Genomic DNA, 15,562 nt, shown 5'->3' with positions numbered 1-15,562 from the left:
CGGTCAGGCCGGGCCCGGTCCCGGCCGTACGGCCTCGGTGCCACGGTCACCCGTGCACCGGCCGCGGTCGAAAGCGAACAATCCCGGGCAAGCAGACTCCTTGCCGTGACGTACAGGCTTAGCGTCCTCCTCCAGGCGGCCGACTCCCCGCCATCGCCGGCCTCCCACCGGCGTCCTGTCGGCCGTCCCGCCGAGAGGTGCGGCGGCGGTCCGTTCCCTCGTTACGGACCGCCGCCGGGCCCGCGGCTCGAAGGGAAGGAAGTGACGGCCACCGTGGCCTCGCACCGCAAGCCGCGGCAGCATCCGCTCGCCGCGCTCACCGGCGGCTCGCGCACCGCGCGCACCGCCCGTACGGCCGCCACCCTGGCCCTGGCCGGTGCGGCCACCGCCGCCGGCCTCGACGGCACCGGCCAGGCCGCACCCCAGCCCACCCCCGCCCAGGTCAAGGACCGGGTCGACGCGCTGTACCAGGAGGCAGAGGTGGCCACGCAGAGCTACAACGGCGCGAAGGAAGACGCCGAGAGGGCACGCGAGCAGCTGAGCAGGCTTCAGGACGAGGCCGCCCGCAGGACCGAGAAACTGAACGCCGCCCGCAGCGACCTGGGCACCATGGCCGCGAGCCAGTACCGCTCCGGCGGCATCGACCCCACCGTACGGCTGCTGCTGTCGGCGGACCCGCAGCGCTACCTGGACGGCGCCGCGGTCCTCCAGCGCACGGGCAGCCACCAGGCGACCGCGATGGCCGGCTACGCGCGCCGGCTCGGCAGCGTACGGCAGGTCCAGCGGCGGGCCGAGGACACCGCGGAACGGCTGGCGGGTACCGAGGCGGCGCTGAAGAAGCACCGGGTCACGGTCGTCCACAAGCTGGGCGCCGCCGAGCAGTTGCTCAGCCGGCTGACCGCGGAGCAGCGGCAGCGGATGGCGGGCCGGGGCGGTGCGCACGGCGGCGCGGGCGAGGGCCGTGCGCACCGCGGGACCGGGCGCGGGGACGGTCTTCGCGGCGGCACCGGCCCGGAAGCCGCGGCGGCCGCGGCGCAGGCCGCCGACCCCCGTGCCGCGCGGGCCGTCGCCTTCGCCTACGCCGCCCTCGGCAAGCCGTACGTCTGGGGCGCGACGGGCCCCTCCGCGTTCGACTGCTCGGGGCTGACCCAGGCCGCCTGGAAGGCCGGCGGGGTCGCGCTGCCCCGTACGACCTACACCCAGATCAGCTCCGGACCGCGCGTCGACAGGTCCCAACTCGCCCCCGGTGACCTGGTGTTCTTCTACTCCGGGATCAGCCATGTGGGGCTCTACGTCGGGGACGGCAAGATGATCCACGCGCCGCACCCGGGGGCGCCGGTACGGATCGCGCCGATCGACCAGATGCCGTTCGCGGCGGCGACCCGGCCGGCCTAGGGCGGTGCCGCGCTCACGCCCTGAGCTGCGTCCCCAGCCACTGGAAGATCTGCGGCACCTGGTTCTTCCACACCACCGTCGTGTGGCCGCCCGCGCCCGACGAGATCTGCTGCACGGTCACTGTCGTCGGAAGCTGCGCGAACTGCCGCAGCCCGAGACCGGCCTGGTAGCCGTCGCCCGCCGCGCCCGACACATACAGGGCCGTACGCGGCGGCTTCCCCGCCGCGTTGGCGGCCTTCAGGATGTGGATCGGGTTGGACTCGACGCGCAGCTTGGGGTCCTTGCCGGCGAGGGAGTCCCGTTCGAGCGCCGGGTCGTTGTAGCCGGACATGGCGACCGCGGCGCGGTAGCGGTCCGGGTGGGCCAGGGCAAGCTTGGTGGCGCAGTGCGCGCCCGCCGAATAACCGGCCAGGGCCCAGGAGTCCGGCTTGTCGCCGGCCCGGAAGTTGTCGATGATCATCTTGCGGACATCGACGGTCAGCCAGCTGTCGGCGTTGACCTTGCCGGGGATGTTGACGCAGCCGGTGTCCGCGCCGGGGAGGAGATTGGTGCGCGGCGCCACCAGGATGGCCGGCTTGACCTGGCCGCGCTGCATCAGCGGCCGGAGCTGCTCGGCCACGTGCAGCGAGCCCAGCCAGGACTTCGCCGAGCCGGGGTAGCCGGGCAGCAGCTCGACGACCGGGAACTTCTTGTTCCGGTAGGCCGGGTCGTCGTACTGCGGCGGCAGCCAGACGTACACCTCGCCCTGGACGCCCGAGATCCGGCCCCTGAGGTCGGTCATCCGGACGCCGGGGCCCACCCTGGGGTCGTCGGCCGGGCGGAACTGCTGGAGCTGCTTGGGCTCGTGCTTGATCTGCCGGCCGCCCATGCCGTCGGGGCCGAGGTCCCGGGCCGCCTCGACATGGCTGCCGGTGCCGAGCAGGTCGTCCCAGGTGTCGTAGAGGCTATTGGCGTTGTTGACCAGGACGAAGACCACGGTGATGGCCGTGACCTGGGCGAACAGCAGCATCAGCAGCCGGGCGAGGCCGCGCGCCAGGGGCGGCCCGGCTATTCGGCCCCACAGGGCGAGCGGCAGCACAAAGGCGACGATCAACAGCGTGACCGAGGTGAGGAAGAAGGGCGTGCCCGTCAGGCTCATCGGGATCTCGCTTCCAGGACAACTACGCGAAGGACGTGGGGGTGGTTCCGGCCCCGCCTTCGGCAGTGAGCCTCTCCGCGCCTTTAGATGGTGATCAGCGTGGTCCTGGTTGCCCGTCTTTGGTCCTTCTTTACGACCCGGCTCCCCCGCGGCCCGTCACGGCCCGGGAGCGGTTGTGCAGGTCAGACCAGCCGCCGGGCCGCTGCCCAGCGGGTCAGCTCATGGCGGTTGGAGAGCTGGAGCTTGCGCAGCACCGCGGAGACATGGGATTCGACGGTCTTCACGGAGATGAACAACTGCTTGGCGATCTCCTTGTACGCATAGCCGCGGGCGATCAGCCGCAGGACCTCGCGCTCGCGCTGGGTGAGGCGGTCCAGGTCCTCGTCGACCGGCGGGGCGTCCGTCGAGGCGAAGGCGTCCAGGACGAAGCCGGCCAGCCGCGGGGAGAAGACCGCATCGCCGTCGGAGACCCGGAAGACCGCGTTGACCAGGTCCGTGCCGGTGATCGTCTTGGTGACATAGCCGCGGGCACCGCCGCGGATGACGCCGATGACGTCCTCGGCGGCATCGGAGACGGAGAGCGCGAGGAAGCGGACCGGTCGCTCCGCATCGGCCATCATCGCGGCACTGCGGCGCAGCACCTCGACGCCGCCGCCCCCGGGGAGATGGACGTCCAGCAGGACGACCTCGGGGCGGGTGGCGGTGATGACCGTGAGTGCCTGGTCGACGTCGGCGGCCTCACCGACCACCTCGACGCCGGTGCGCCCGGTTTCGCCGATCTCGGCCTGGACGCCCGTACGGAACATCCGGTGGTCGTCGACCAGCACGACCCGTACGGTGCGGCCCTCGGCCGCCGCGCCCGTCTCGTCCTGCTGTGCGCCCTCGCTGCTCATCTCTTCCGCCCGTCCCTCGATGTCTGCCCGCCATCATCCCGCGCTCCGGCCCGCGGTGTCGCCACCGGCCGCCCCTCGCCCGTTCCGGTCATGTCTCGCGCTCCTTCGCCGGGCGCTCCATTTCCAGCTCGACGACCGTGCCGCCCTCGGGGGCGGAACGCAGCCGGGCCGTGCCGCCGTTGCGCTCCATGCGGCCGATGATGGATTCCCGTACGCCCATCCGGTCCTCGGGGACCGCGTCCAGGTCGAAGCCGGGGCCGCGGTCGCGCACCGAGACAAAGACCGTAAGGCCCTCCACCTCGGCGAACACCTGCACCGCACCGCCCTCGCCACCGTACTTGGCGGCGTTGACCATCGCCTCGCGGGCAGCCTGCATCTGGGCGTCCAGCGCCTCGTCCAGGGGGCAGTCGCCGACGGCCACGACCTCGATGGGGACGCCGTGGTCGTCCTCCACCTCGGCGGCGGACTTGCGGACCGCCTCCGCGACGGTGGCGGGTTCCTCGTCCTCCTCCTTGCCGCGGCCCTCGGGTTTGTAGAGCCAGGCGCGCAGTTCCCGCTCCTGGGCGCGGGCCAGCCGCGCCACCTCCCGGGGGTCCTCGGCGTTGCGCTGGATCAGGGTGAGGGTGTGCAGCACCGAGTCATGGACATGGGCGGCCACTTCGGCGCGCTCCTGGGCACGGATGCGCATCAACCGCTCCTCGGAGAGGTCCTGGGTGATCCGCACCAGATAGGGGCCCGCCAGCAGCGCGATGCCGACGACGACGGCGAGCGAGGCCTGGAGCACCGAGCCGAGATGGCGCACCGACCCCTGCAGCACGACGATGCCGGTCACCCCGATGCCGACCAGCAGCACCCCGGCCGCGCCGCGCAGCACCGGCAGCACGCCCTTGCGGCGGCCGAGCTCGAGCCATTGCGCACGGCGGGAGTTGTCCGCCTGACGCCACACCAGGGCGACACCGGCGCCGATCAGCAGCACCGGCCAGACATAGCCCTTGGCCTGGCCCAGCTGAAATCTGGAGGCGACGATCGCGGTGCCGATGAGCAGCGCGATCAGCGCGAAGACCTGGCCCTTGTCGGGCTTGTGCCGCGGCAGCAGCCGCTTCCCGCCGGCCGTGGCGGGATGCCGGTGGTCCACGCCGCCGACGCCCAGCGGAACGAAGAACCAGAACGCGGCATACAGCAGGGCGCCCATGCCGTCGGCCAGGAAGAGGGCGACGAACACGATCCGCACCCAGGAGACCGGCAGTCCGAGATGCCCCGCCAGACCGCGCGCGACACCACCGAGCAACCGCCCGTCGGCGCTGCGGTACAGCTTGCGCACGGGCGGCTCGTCAGGGTCCGGCGCCGGGGCGTAGTGCGACTCGGCGCGGGGCGGAGCGGTGGTCATGCCGTCGATCGTCACACGGCGCCGGCGCCTTGGACATCAGGGACGACCCTGAACCCGCCCCTGACGTTTCCGGGGTCCGGCCCGGGGCCGGGCCGCAGGCGACCGGTCCACGACGGTCCGCGGCAGCTTCTCGCCGCTCCCGCCTGCTGCTCCGTCCCCCGCCTCAGTTCATCGGGTCGGTCCGGCGGAAGCCGTCCTTCAGTACCGAGAAGACCTTCTCGAACTTGGCCCAGTCGGCTTGCGGCGCGGCGACATAGAGCGCGTACTCCTTCGCGCCCTCACGACCGAACCCGAGGTCGATCCCCCGGAAGGTACGGGCCCGGCCTCCGAAGGTGAACTCCCAGATAGCGGCGGGATCGCCCTGGAAGGTCGTCGGCTGCATCCGCAGCCGCGAGTAGACGGGGTACATCTTCTTGAAGTCCGCCTCGACGTCCTTGAAGTGCTGCACCTGATCGGGCGAGGAGAAGTCCAGAACGCTCAGAGTCAGCTGGGCGCGCTGGGTGTCCTCCGCCTCGCTGGCCCCCGAAGCGTAGATGATCTGCCGGCCGCCGTCCCTGACAATGCGCCTCCACCCCTTGGGTACCGGGAAGGTCACGCCGAGCGCGGTCTCCTTCGCATTCCGGTAGCAGTCGGGGAGCGGAGGCGGCGGTCCGATGCTGCCGGCGGGGCGGTTGGGAACCGGGGCGCCCTTGTCAGAGGCCTGCTGGGACGCGCTGTCGGCATCGCGGTGCATCAGGTACCAGGCCGCGCCGGCCCCGCCGCCGGCGAGCAGCACCCCGGTGACGCTCCAGACCATGACCCGCACCGCACGCCGCCCACGGGACTTGGCCCCGCCCTGCGCCTCCGTACGGTCCCCCGCGGCCCGCCCGCCACCGGCCGCGTCCGAGACAGACATGGGACCGGTCACGGCGCCGAAGCCCGTGCCCGAGCCGGTGTCGGAGTCCGTGCCCGCGGGGCTCCCGGCACCGGTCCCGGTGCTCGTCGAAGTGCTGTCCGACGCGGTTCCCGTCCCGCTGGTGTGCGGCACCGCACGGGTCGGCGCCTCCGTCTGCCCGTTCGTGCCGGTCGATTCCGGGTCGCCGCGTCCGACCGTGCCCAGTGCCAGCGTCGGCCAGCCGTACAGCGCCGTCTCCGCGTCGGCCTCGGCGGCCCGCAGCGCCTGCTCGACGACCTCGGCCGTCGGGCGGTCGGCCGGCTCCTTGGCGAGCAGCGCCTCGATCAGCGGGGTCAGCACCCCGGCGTTGCGCGGTGCTTCGAGCGGGTCCATGGCGATCGAGTACGCCGTCTCGACCGCGGTGTCCTTCCGGAACGGGGGCCGCCCCTCGACCGCTTGATAGAGCGTCGCGCCCAGCGCCCACAGGTCGGAGGCGGGACCCGGCTTGCCGCTTCTGACCCGCTCCGGCGCCAAGTAGTCGATGGAGCCCACCAGCTCGCCCGTCTTGGTGAGCGTGGACGTACCGCTGGCGACCGCGATGCCGAAGTCGGTGAGCACGACCCGGCCGTCCTCGCCGAGCAGCACATTGCCCGGCTTCACGTCACGGTGCAGCACACCGGCGGAGTGCGCGGCCCGGAGCGCCGCCACCATGCCGCGTCCGATACGGGCGGCCTCGCGCGGAGTGACCGAACTGTCCTGCCGCGCGGCTTCCTTGATGACATCGCCGAGCGTCAGGGAGGGGACGTACTCCATGACGATGCACGGCATCCCGGCGTCGTCCACGACGTCGTGCACCCCCACCACATTGGGGTGGTTGATGCGTGCGGCGGCCTGCGCCTCGCGGGTGGTGCGCTCATAACGCCTCGCCAGTTCGTCCGCATCGAGATACGGCGCCACATGCAGACGCTTGACCGCGACCTGACGCCCAAGGACTTCGTCCTGGGCCCGCCAGACGGTACCCATACCGCCCTGGCCTATCCGCTCAACCAGGCGATACCGCCCGGCGACCAGTCGCCCCTCGTCCACCGACGCCGCCTCCGTCACCGCACGCCCCTCCGGAAACCCGTACGTATCCAGGGCGCAACGATAGTCGCCCGCGCCGGTGGAAAGTTCTTCGGCCACCACCTGTCCGCACCCGTGTCCCGGGCGGGACCAAGGGGTCGGGGGCATATGCGAGCGCACGAGGGATTTCGGGACCCCCCTGGGGCATATCAGGGCCGTCACGGGTAGATCTCAGGGATCTGCCAGGGTTCCCACGGATGCCGGGGCTCGTCCGCCCTTGTCACCATGGGCCCATGAACGATGCAGCCCCCGTCGAGGAGCCGGCGCCCTCCGACCCCGCCGGTCCCACCCCGCCGCCCGCCCCGCTGCGCCGCAGCCGGCGGCACAAGGTCGTCGGCGGCGTGTGCGGCGGGCTGGGCCGGCAGTGGGATCTCGACCCGGTGATCTTCCGGGTCGTGCTCGCCGTGCTCGCCGTCGGCGGCCTCGGCCTCATCGCCTACGGCTTCGCGTGGCTGCTCATCCCCCTTGAGGGCGAGGACGAGAACGAGGGGCGCAGGCTGCTCTCCGGCCGTGTCGAGGGCCCCGCGCTGACGGCGCTGCTCTTCGCGCTGGTGGGCTGCGGACTGTTCCTGACGACCCTCGCCAAGGGCAGCATGATGTCGTTCGCCATCATGCTGACGCTGGCAGCGGCCGGTTCCGCCTACTGGTCGCGGCGGCGCCGGGAGGTGGAGACCAAGGGCCCGGAGTCGGTGGACGCCGCCACCGCCCAGGCGGTTGCCGACGCCCCGCCCGAGACCATGGCGCCCCCGGTGCCGACCGGCCCCTCCTGGTGGCGCAACCAACACTCCAGGGAGGCAGGTGGTCCGGGCTATCTGTGGGGCCCCGAGAACACCCCGCTCCCGCTCGACATCACCTACCGCTCCGAGCACGGCGCGGCCGCGACGGCTGCCGGCCGGCCTCACCCCTGGTCCGACGCGGGCCGCCCGCCCGGCCCGCCTCCGCCGGCCCACGGCGCCCCTCCCGCCCCCGCGCCGCGCCGAACCCGCCGCACCGGCCGCCCGATCGGCGGCTGGACGTTCCTGCTCGCGCTGCTCGCGGGCGGCGCCACCGCCCTCGCGGTCTCGCGTCACGACGGCTTCGCACCGGCCCTCCAGGCAGGGCTGGCGGCTGCGCTGGTCGTCTTCGGCCTGGGGCTCGTCCTCAGCTCCTGGTTCGGGCGGACGGGCGGCGGCACGGTCTTCATGGTGGTGCTGACGGCCCTGCTGCTGGCGGCCGCGACGGCGCTTCCCGACAACATCACCACCGACTGGCAGAAGCGCACCTGGGCCCCCGCCAGCCTCCGCGATGTCCGGCCGCATTACGAGATCGGTTCGGGAGAAGGGGTGTTGGACCTCGGCGAGCTGCCCCTCAAGGGCGGCCGTACGGTCCATACCGGCGCGGAAGTGGGCTTCGGCCGCCTCCAAGTGACGCTGCCCCAGGGCGTCACGACCCGGCTCCATATCTCGCTCGGCCTCGGGGACATCCAGCTGCCCGGAGAATCGCCGCAGGATGTGAGCCTCTCGGGGGGCGGTGAGCGGACCCTCACGCTGCCCGCCGACGGCCTCAAGAAGGGCGAGAAGCCCCGCGGGTCGCTGGACCTGGCTCTCGAACTCGGCGCGGGACAGGTCGTCATCGAGCGCTCGGAGCCGGCCTCCGCCCCGGCCCCCGCGGCCCCGCCGCCGCCCGTATCGCCGACTGCCCCGACCCCTCAGGGAGCCCCCGAGTGAAGCGCCATCGGTTCGAACCGGCCCGTCTGATCGCGGGCCTCACCGCCCTCACCCTCGGCACGGGCTACGGTCTCGACGCCCTCGGCCTCTGGCAGGCCCCCGGCCTCTGGCTCTTCCTCGCCCTTCCCACCGGCCTGTTGCTCTCCGGTGTCACCGCCGCCGTCTGGGCCGCGATCCGCCGCCACCGCACCCCGGACACCGACGCACCGCCCCTGACGCACTCCTGACCCGGCGCGATCCTCGCGTCCCAACGGACCAACCGGCCGTCCACAAGCCCTGCCCGAGCCGGCCGGAGTGAACTACCGCCGGGGTGCACCACCACAGCAGCGATCACTCACAGATCACTCGCAGATCACTCATAGCGGCGCACCACCCCTGAGCGTCGAGGCGGCGAGCGGCCGGGAGCAGCCAGTCACGCGCCGACGCGCAATTCACCGGAGCTGCACCCGTCTTATGAGGTTCTCCGCAGGCCACAGGTGTGGACGGGCACCACATCACTCAGCAGCCATCGGCAGCAACAAACCATCACTAAACCACACTTATTCCCTGAAAGAGTGAAATATTAGCAAATTCTCTCAGCATCAGGCGCTACGCACCGAAGGAGAAGTACAGGAAGCGGCAGTGAGCCGCTTTGGATCGATCGGGAGATTGTTATGTCACGGATCACGCGGGTGACTGCTATGGCAGCTCTTGCGGTAAGTACTGCCCTGGGAGGCATGTCGACAGCGTTCGCAGACAGCGGCGCGGCCGGCGGCGCGGCCAATTCACCGGGTGTGGTGTCGGGCAATGCGATTCAGATCCCGGTCCACATTCCGGTCAATCTGTGCGGCAACACCATTAACCTCGTGGGGCTGCTGAACCCGGCCTTCGGCAACACCTGCTTCAACGGCAACGTTGTGCGCCGGGTGGAGGTCCACCGCGTCGTCAAGCACCACCACCACCACATCGAGCACAAGCAGAAGCCCGTCAAGCACAAGCCCGTCAAGAAGCACCACAAGAAGAAGCACCACCACCACTGGCCGTCCGGTGGCGTGCACACCGGCGGCGGCGGCATGGCTCGCTAGGCCGTTTCGTCCGGACCATCTGACCGTTGGTCCGGACGTGCCGTTACCTGATGCGCACTGCGCACGGATCGAGACCTTGCTTCCGGAGCACATGCCCGGACGAGGTGGCCGATGGCGCGATCACCGCGAGGTGATCGACGCGATCGCCTGGAAGTACCGGACCGGATCGCGGTGGGTCCACCACCTGCCCGAGAAGTACGGGAGCTGGAGAGGGCCCGCAACCGGCTGCGGATGCGGGCCGCCGGCGGCACCCGGGAGCGCGTGTTCACCGCGCTGATGGCCCGGGTCGACGCCGATCAGGACCTGAACGGGCGGTTTCGGTGAACGCCACGATCCTCCGCGCTCACCAACGCACGGCCGGGGCCCGCACACAAGGGGCCCCGGCCGACGCACGCGGCAGACCAGGCCCTCGGCCGGTCCCGCGGAAGATCGGCCGCCTTCTGCCCGGCCGGACCGCATATCGCAGGCAACTGCCGCCGGGGCCCATGGGTGATCCCCACGCCTCGCCCTAGCCGAACAACTGCGTCCCGTGCCGCTTGCGGCGGTGGGCCAGGGCGGCGTCCAGGGAGAACATCGGTGTACCGGCCAGGACGAGCGGGACCCAGGCCACCAGATAGGCGAGGTCGTTGCCGTAGTAGTAGGGCGTGGTCGCCCAGCTCACGGTGAGCCAGAGGGTCAGCGAGATCAGCGCACCGCCCAGGGCCGCCAGCCGCCCCAGCAGCCCCACGAGAGTCCCGAGGCCCACGGCCAGTTCACCGGCCGCGATGGCATAGCCGAGCCCCACCGGATTCTTCTGTGCGAGCTCCACGAGCTGCGGCAGCGCCGCCGCGTCATGCACCTGACGCAGCATCTCACCGAGCGACCCCGGGCCACCGGCCGCCAGGAACGCCGGATCCGTCAGCTTGTCGATCCCCGCGTAGAGGAAAGTGGCTCCCAGAAAGAGCCGCAACGGGAGCAGCGCATGGCGCGCCAGCTGACCCCGCAACCCGGCGCCGGAGCCCTCAACGGCCACCCCTCCCAATTCGGCACCGATCGTACGATTCGCGTGAACCATGACGTCCGCCTCTCCATTGCCTCCGGGCGCAGACGATTGTGCCCCCGCCCGCGCCTCGTGGGGAGATACGTACGGACGTGCGCGAGAGGTTCAACGCGGCGACGCACTTCGGGCGCCGGTGGCACACCACATCGTCACACGACGGCGGCCGGCACTGCCGCGGCGCCCGTCGTTGCCGTAGCGGTACGGCGTGGCGGCCGCCCCTGCCCGTCCGCCGTACCGCTCAGTCCAGGACGTCGAGCGGGTAGCCGTTCGTCTCCACACCCGCCGCCGTGATCACCCGGACCGTCACCCGGCCCGGCTCGACATCGACCGGCACCGGGACGGTCAGCACCCCGTCCGTCGGATTGGCGAAGCCACCGGCCACCGGAACCAGCGGGACGGGGACATGGACATCGCCGATGCGTACGACGGTCCGCGCCAGCCGGTCGGGCGTCCCGGCCCCCGGTGGGACGAAGCCGGCGCCGCGGATCTCGATGTCGTCGCCGGTACGGACCGGCGCGGCGAGGTCGCCCAGCTCACGGGAGCGGACCACCGAGAGGATCACCGGGCGCCCGCCCGTCACCGCCTTCCCCCACAGATATGTCGCTCCGGAGAGCGCGAGGAGCACCACCAGCCCCCAGGGCAGCTGCGGAAGGTGTGCTGGCCGGCCGGCCAGCCGCACCAGGGCGCACACCAGCACGGCCGCGTTCACCAGGACGTACTGCACATCCAGGAAGTTGCCCCGCCCCGCGTCGTCCGCCAGCAGGTCGGCGGCCCGTGGCCGCTCCGCGGGAACCTTCTGCAACCGCCCCGACCGCACCCGCGCGGTCACCAGCCCGTACGCCAGCACGGCCACGCCGCAACCGACGGCGAGCATCGCCAACAGTGCGCCGGACCGGTCGAGTTCCAGTCCGCCCAGCAGACGGCGCCGCTCGTCCGGGCCGACGGCCGTCGCCAGCTGCACGGCCATCGTCAGCACGGCGTACAGCACCGCGCCCGCCCAGCCCGCCGCCACCGTCCGCGAGGTGGACAGCCGCCCGTCCTCGCCGATCAGCGGCGCCAGCGCCCCGCCGTGTGCGCGATGCCACCAGGCCGCCGCCGTCAGCCCCAGCGCCAGGACGACGGCCGCGAGCAGCCCCGCCGTACGGGCCGCCGTCCAGCCCGCGCCGATGGCGGTCAGTGCCTGTCCGAGCAGCAGAGCGGTCACCGCACCCCACACGATGAGCAGGCTGCGCCACCGTACGGACGTCAGCCAGGCGACCCGCTCGGCGGCGCACCGCTTGGCCACCTCCCGTGCGGACAGCGTCAGTTCGTCGGAGACCCACTGCCGGGCCGCACCGGCGGAGCGGGCGAGCCCGGCCGGCACCCCGTTCCCGGCGGCGAAGTCCTCGCGCAGCGCGACGAACGCGGCGACCGCCTGCCGGTGCCCCGTACGGGCGCCGTGCGGGCACCGTCCACATCGGCACTCGCCACCGGTGGCGCGCTCCGCGCCGTCCCCCGGCTCGCCCGTCCCGGCCATCTTGCCCGCCGCATCAACCGACACGTCCGTTACCGCCCCGCCGCCGCTCGCCGCCAACTTGTTGCGTACAGAGGCGAATTGTGCCCCAGATGACGGGGGTGAATACCAAACGTCCAGCTGGTGGCGGGTGGCGGGCGCATCGGCGCGTTGACGTACGACAAGCGGCGGGGCCGGGCGTCGTACGCGCCCCGGCCACCCGTACCGGGTACCCGGAAATCCGCACACCTGACCGGCGGCCGCCCACGCACCCCCGACGCTTCCCCTATTCGGGCGAACCGGGGCACGGCGACGGCTGAGGGGTCCGCGCGCTGCGCAAGCTCTCGCCGTGTGCCAAATACACGGACCTCATGGATCGCACAGCCGCAATGACCTGGACGGACAGGAGAGGGCGAACGGGCCGGACGGAAGGGATGGAGCGGGTGGAGCAGGAGGCCCGGGTGGCCGGCTCGGAACGAGTTGCCGGGGCCGGCCCGGCGGGCCACCGGAGGCCGGCGGGCCGCCGCCCCGCCGCCCCGCCCACCGGCACCGAGCCCGGCGCACGCGCCCCCTCGGCGGCATCCGGCACCTGGTGGCCGGGTTCCTGGCCGCCACCGCGTTCCTCCTGCTGACCGGGGCCGCCGCACTGCTCGTCACCGCGCCGTCGGCGACCGCTCACGACCGGCAGCCACGCCCGGCCGCCGGCGACAACTGCGCCTACGCCGGGACGGCGCCGCCCGTGGACGTGCCGACCGACTTCCCCATGCCCCCGGGCTGGCACTTTCCCTGCACCGCGACCAAGCCCCCGCCCACCCCCTCCCACGCACCGGCGCCGCGCCCGCAGAGCCCCAGGCCCGCGCCACCGCCACCGCCCGCCCCCAAGCCCCGGCCGACGCCACCGCCCCCGCCGCCACCACCGCCTCCGCCGCCCACTCCCCGTGCCCGCCCCGCGGCCCCGCCGCCCGAGCCCGCACCCGAGCCCGAACCGCACGTCAGCCGCCCGGCGTCCGCGCCGCCCGCCCTGCCCCGCAGCTACGCGCCGGTGTCCCACAAGCCGCGCGCCGGGCGCTCCGTGGTGACCACGACCTTGCTGATCACCGCCCCGGCCGTGCTGGCCGGCGCCGCCCTCCGTCCCCGTTCGAGCTCCTCGTCCGGTTCCGCCGGGCGCCGTTCCTCGTAGGAGGTCTCCATGCCGCAATGGCTGGTACTGACCCTCGCCATGGGCGCTGCCTGTGGCGTCGTCCTGACCATCACCGTCCTCAAGGAGCGCCGGATCAGTGAGGACGACGACCCGAGCGAAACGCCCGATGTGATCGAGTATCTGACGATGATGGTGGGGGTGGTGTACGCGATCGTGCTGGGCCTGGCCATCGCCGGTGTCTGGGAGGCCAGAAGCGCGGCCGAGGACACCGTACGGACCGAGGCGCAGGCGCTGCACGAGGTCAGCGCGCGGGCCCGTGCCTACCCGGCGCCGGTGCGGGACCGGATCCGCGCGGACGTCGACGCGTATGTGTCGTACGTGGTGCACAAGGAGTGGCCGGTGATGGCCGAGAAGGGGGAGCTGACCCGCAAGGGCACCGATCTGCTGACGAAGGTCCGGGCGGATGTCACCGACTACCACCCGGGCAACGACTTCCAGGGGCAGTCCTACCAGCCCCTCGTCGACCAGGTCGCGGTGGCCGACGGGGCCCGCACCGCCCGTGCGGACGCGGCCGATTCGACGCTGCCGGGTGTGGTGTGGTTCGGGCTGATCATCGGTGGTGCCATTTCGATCGGCGTGATGTTCACCCTCCAGATCCGGCGTTCGGGGCGGGAGTTGCTGATGGCCGGGCTCTTCAGCGCGTTGATCGCCTTCCTGCTGTTCCTCGTCTGGGACTTCGACGCGCCGTTCAGCCGCGGCATCGCCGCCACCGCCTCGCCGTTCTTCGACCTGTTCCCGCATCCCTGAGGCGGGGCGGGCCCCTGCGGGACGGCCTCGTCCGTCCCGCAGGGGCCCCGTCAGTCGAAGAGATCCGGCTCGCTGCGCACGATCTGCTGGTACAGCGGCTGGTAGTTGATCCAGGCCACCAGGTCGTTGCCCAGCTGTTCGCGGGTGCGGACGGCGTTGTGGTGGTCGATCAGGACCGGCTTTCCGGCGGCCTTCGCGGTCAGCTGGACCTGGCAGGAGCGCTCCATCGTGATGAACCACCACGCCGCCGCGTCCACCGAGTCGCCGACCGTCAACAGCCCGTGGTTGCGCAGGATCACGGCCTTGTGCGGCCCGAGGGCGGCCGCGATCCGCCGGCCCTCCGCCTCGTCCACCACCACGCCCGTGTAGTCGTCGAAGAGCGCATGGTCCTCGTAGAACGCACAGACGTCCTGGGTGATCGGGTCCAGCAGCTCCCCCAGTGAGGACAGTGCGCGGCCGTACGTGGAGTGGCTGTGGGCCGCCGCGACGACGTCGGGACGGGCCCGGTGGACCTGGGCATGGATGGCGAACGCCGCCTGGTTGACGTGGTGGCGGCCCTCGACGACCTTCCCCTCCGCGTTCACCATGAGCAGGTCGCTGACCGTGATGTGCCGGAACGACATTCCGAACGGGTTGACCCAGAAGCAGTGCGGGAACTCCGGGTCGCGTGCAGTGACATGGCCCGCGACGCCCTCCTCGAAACCGAGGCGTCCGAAGAGGCGCAGCGCCGCGACCAGGCGCTCCTTGCGGTGGCGCCGCTCGTCCTCGATGGTCTGATGCGCCGGCGGCATCGCAAACGTCAGCTGTTCGGTGGGTATGGGGGTCGGCTCGGGCATCGCGGCTCTCCTCCTGGCACGTACGGCACTTGATGCTCGATGCGGAAGCTACCTTCCACTACCGCAGGTAACCAGGGGCGTGACCGGCGCGAATGCCCCGGGCTGCATGATGAGGGCTCCAGGAACGGCAGCAGAGGGGGCACCATGAGGGCCATATCGGTCAGCAAGGACATCGAGGCCACACCGCGGCAGCTCTTCGCCGTCCTCCGGGACCCGGCCAGGCACGCCGAGCTGGACGGCTCGGGCATGCTGCGCGGCCGCCCGGAGGGCCCGTCGCTGCTGGGCCCCGGCGACCGGTTCAGCATGGGGATGGCGCAGGGGCGCATCGCGTACCGGTCGGTGAACGTCGTGGTGGAGTACGAGAAGGACCGGCTGATCGCCTGGGAGACCTGGGGTGAGTTCCGCGGCCGGCGGCTCGTCGGAGGCCAGCGCTGGCGCTACGAGCTGACGCCCGTGGAAGGCACGGGCGGCCCAGACGGCACGGTGGGCACGGACGGCGCCGGGAGCGGGGGCACCACCCGGGTCACCCACACCTACGACTGGTCGCGCGCCCGGCTCCCCCGCCTCGTCGTCGAACTCCCCGGCTTCCCGAAGCGGATGGGCCCGGCCATGGCCACGTCGCTGGAGCGGCTGGCCTCGGCCGTACGGGTCTGAGGACGCGGTTCCTC

Annotated in this window: 13 protein-coding genes and 2 pseudogenes; 8 read left to right on the top strand and 7 right to left on the bottom strand. The window is 72.3% G+C overall.

Annotated elements, in window-relative coordinates:
• Positions 1-261: 261 nt before the first annotated feature.
• Positions 262-1,395 (top strand): C40 family peptidase, encoded by a 1,134-nt coding sequence (locus K7C20_RS22615; RefSeq protein ID WP_053208478.1) that lies wholly within the window; start codon positions 262-264, stop codon positions 1,393-1,395.
• A gap of 13 nt (positions 1,396-1,408) precedes the next feature.
• Here K7C20_RS22615 and K7C20_RS22610 read toward each other — a convergent pair whose 3' ends face one another.
• The 4 genes from K7C20_RS22610 to K7C20_RS22595 all read right to left on the bottom strand — a co-directional run bounded on the left by K7C20_RS22610 (position 1,409) and on the right by K7C20_RS22595 (position 6,710).
• Complete coding sequence (locus tag K7C20_RS22610) at positions 1,409-2,533, bottom strand: alpha/beta hydrolase (protein WP_053208477.1); 1,125 nt, start codon at positions 2,531-2,533, stop codon at positions 1,409-1,411.
• Between the two features lie 182 nt (positions 2,534-2,715).
• A complete protein-coding gene (locus K7C20_RS22605) occupies positions 2,716-3,426 on the bottom strand; it encodes a LuxR C-terminal-related transcriptional regulator (RefSeq protein ID WP_030082931.1) in 711 nt (236 codons plus the stop codon).
• 88 nt (positions 3,427-3,514) lie between these two features.
• Positions 3,515-4,813, bottom strand: a complete 1,299-nt coding sequence (locus K7C20_RS22600; protein ID WP_053208481.1) for an ATP-binding protein — start codon at positions 4,811-4,813, stop codon at positions 3,515-3,517.
• A gap of 163 nt (positions 4,814-4,976) precedes the next feature.
• Entirely contained in the window at positions 4,977-6,710 is a 1,734-nt protein-coding gene (locus K7C20_RS22595; RefSeq protein WP_245170935.1) for a serine/threonine-protein kinase, read from the bottom strand.
• Between the two features lie 332 nt (positions 6,711-7,042).
• Between K7C20_RS22595 and K7C20_RS22590 the strand changes: the two genes are divergently transcribed.
• The 4 genes and pseudogenes from K7C20_RS22590 (at position 7,043) to K7C20_RS39495 (ending at position 9,856) form a co-directional block, all read left to right on the top strand.
• Positions 7,043-8,515, top strand: a complete 1,473-nt coding sequence (locus K7C20_RS22590) for a PspC domain-containing protein (RefSeq protein WP_053208476.1) — start codon at positions 7,043-7,045, stop codon at positions 8,513-8,515.
• A complete protein-coding gene (locus K7C20_RS22585; protein ID WP_030082941.1) occupies positions 8,512-8,742 on the top strand; it encodes a hypothetical protein in 231 nt (76 codons plus the stop codon). The genes K7C20_RS22590 and K7C20_RS22585 overlap by 4 nt, the downstream gene beginning before the upstream one ends.
• 453 nt (positions 8,743-9,195) lie before the next feature.
• A pseudogene (locus K7C20_RS38355) lies at positions 9,196-9,402 on the top strand (chaplin); the annotation flags it as partial.
• Positions 9,403-9,541: 139 nt separating this feature from the next.
• On the top strand, positions 9,542-9,856 hold the full coding sequence (locus K7C20_RS39495; protein WP_078952812.1) for a transposase: 315 nt from the start codon (positions 9,542-9,544) through the stop codon (positions 9,854-9,856).
• A gap of 231 nt (positions 9,857-10,087) precedes the next feature.
• Here K7C20_RS39495 and K7C20_RS22570 read toward each other — a convergent pair whose 3' ends face one another.
• Both K7C20_RS22570 and K7C20_RS22565 read right to left on the bottom strand, forming a co-directional pair.
• Positions 10,088-10,633 (bottom strand): TQO small subunit DoxD, encoded by a 546-nt coding sequence (locus tag K7C20_RS22570; protein WP_030082945.1) that lies wholly within the window; start codon positions 10,631-10,633, stop codon positions 10,088-10,090.
• A gap of 223 nt (positions 10,634-10,856) precedes the next feature.
• Positions 10,857-12,134, bottom strand: a complete 1,278-nt coding sequence (locus K7C20_RS22565) for a hypothetical protein (protein ID WP_030082947.1) — start codon at positions 12,132-12,134, stop codon at positions 10,857-10,859.
• Between the two features lie 568 nt (positions 12,135-12,702).
• Here K7C20_RS22565 and K7C20_RS22560 point away from each other — a divergent pair.
• Both K7C20_RS22560 and K7C20_RS22555 read left to right on the top strand, forming a co-directional pair.
• On the top strand, positions 12,703-13,290 hold the full coding sequence (locus K7C20_RS22560; protein ID WP_222892649.1) for a hypothetical protein: 588 nt from the start codon (positions 12,703-12,705) through the stop codon (positions 13,288-13,290).
• A 9-nt stretch (positions 13,291-13,299) separates the two neighbouring features.
• A complete protein-coding gene (locus tag K7C20_RS22555) occupies positions 13,300-14,058 on the top strand; it encodes a bestrophin-like domain (protein ID WP_030088291.1) in 759 nt (252 codons plus the stop codon).
• A gap of 50 nt (positions 14,059-14,108) precedes the next feature.
• Here K7C20_RS22555 and K7C20_RS22550 read toward each other — a convergent pair.
• Positions 14,109-14,900: pseudogene (locus K7C20_RS22550) on the bottom strand (class II aldolase/adducin family protein); the annotation flags it as partial.
• 138 nt (positions 14,901-15,038) lie between these two features.
• Here K7C20_RS22550 and K7C20_RS22545 point away from each other — a divergent pair.
• On the top strand, positions 15,039-15,548 hold the full coding sequence (locus K7C20_RS22545) for an SRPBCC family protein (protein WP_030088287.1): 510 nt from the start codon (positions 15,039-15,041) through the stop codon (positions 15,546-15,548).
• Positions 15,549-15,562 lie beyond the last annotated feature (14 nt).

The organism is Streptomyces decoyicus, assembly GCF_019880305.1.
Classification (GTDB): Bacteria; Actinomycetota; Actinomycetes; order Streptomycetales; family Streptomycetaceae; genus Streptomyces; species Streptomyces decoyicus.
The sequence above is the reverse complement of the archived record's forward strand: the minus strand, read 5'-3'. Positions and strand labels throughout refer to the sequence as shown.

What these genes read in the sequence shown, in the direction of transcription:
- K7C20_RS22610 (WP_053208477.1), bottom strand. Translation starts at nt 2,533, where the DNA reads ATGAGCCTGACGGGCACGCCCTTCTTCCTCACCTCGGTCACGCTGTTG.
- K7C20_RS22605 (WP_030082931.1), bottom strand. Translation starts at nt 3,426, where the DNA reads ATGAGCAGCGAGGGCGCACAGCAGGACGAGACGGGCGCGGCGGCCGAG.
- K7C20_RS22600 (WP_053208481.1), bottom strand. Translation starts at nt 4,813, where the DNA reads ATGACCACCGCTCCGCCCCGCGCCGAGTCGCACTACGCCCCGGCGCCG.
- K7C20_RS22595 (WP_245170935.1), bottom strand. Translation starts at nt 6,710, where the DNA reads ATGGGTACCGTCTGGCGGGCCCAGGACGAAGTCCTTGGGCGTCAGGTC.
- K7C20_RS22590 (WP_053208476.1), top strand. Translation starts at nt 7,043, where the DNA reads ATGAACGATGCAGCCCCCGTCGAGGAGCCGGCGCCCTCCGACCCCGCC.
- K7C20_RS22570 (WP_030082945.1), bottom strand. Translation starts at nt 10,633, where the DNA reads ATGGTTCACGCGAATCGTACGATCGGTGCCGAATTGGGAGGGGTGGCC.
- K7C20_RS22565 (WP_030082947.1), bottom strand. Translation starts at nt 12,134, where the DNA reads ATGGCCGGGACGGGCGAGCCGGGGGACGGCGCGGAGCGCGCCACCGGT.
- K7C20_RS22555 (WP_030088291.1), top strand. Translation starts at nt 13,300, where the DNA reads ATGCCGCAATGGCTGGTACTGACCCTCGCCATGGGCGCTGCCTGTGGC.
- K7C20_RS22545 (WP_030088287.1), top strand. Translation starts at nt 15,039, where the DNA reads ATGAGGGCCATATCGGTCAGCAAGGACATCGAGGCCACACCGCGGCAG.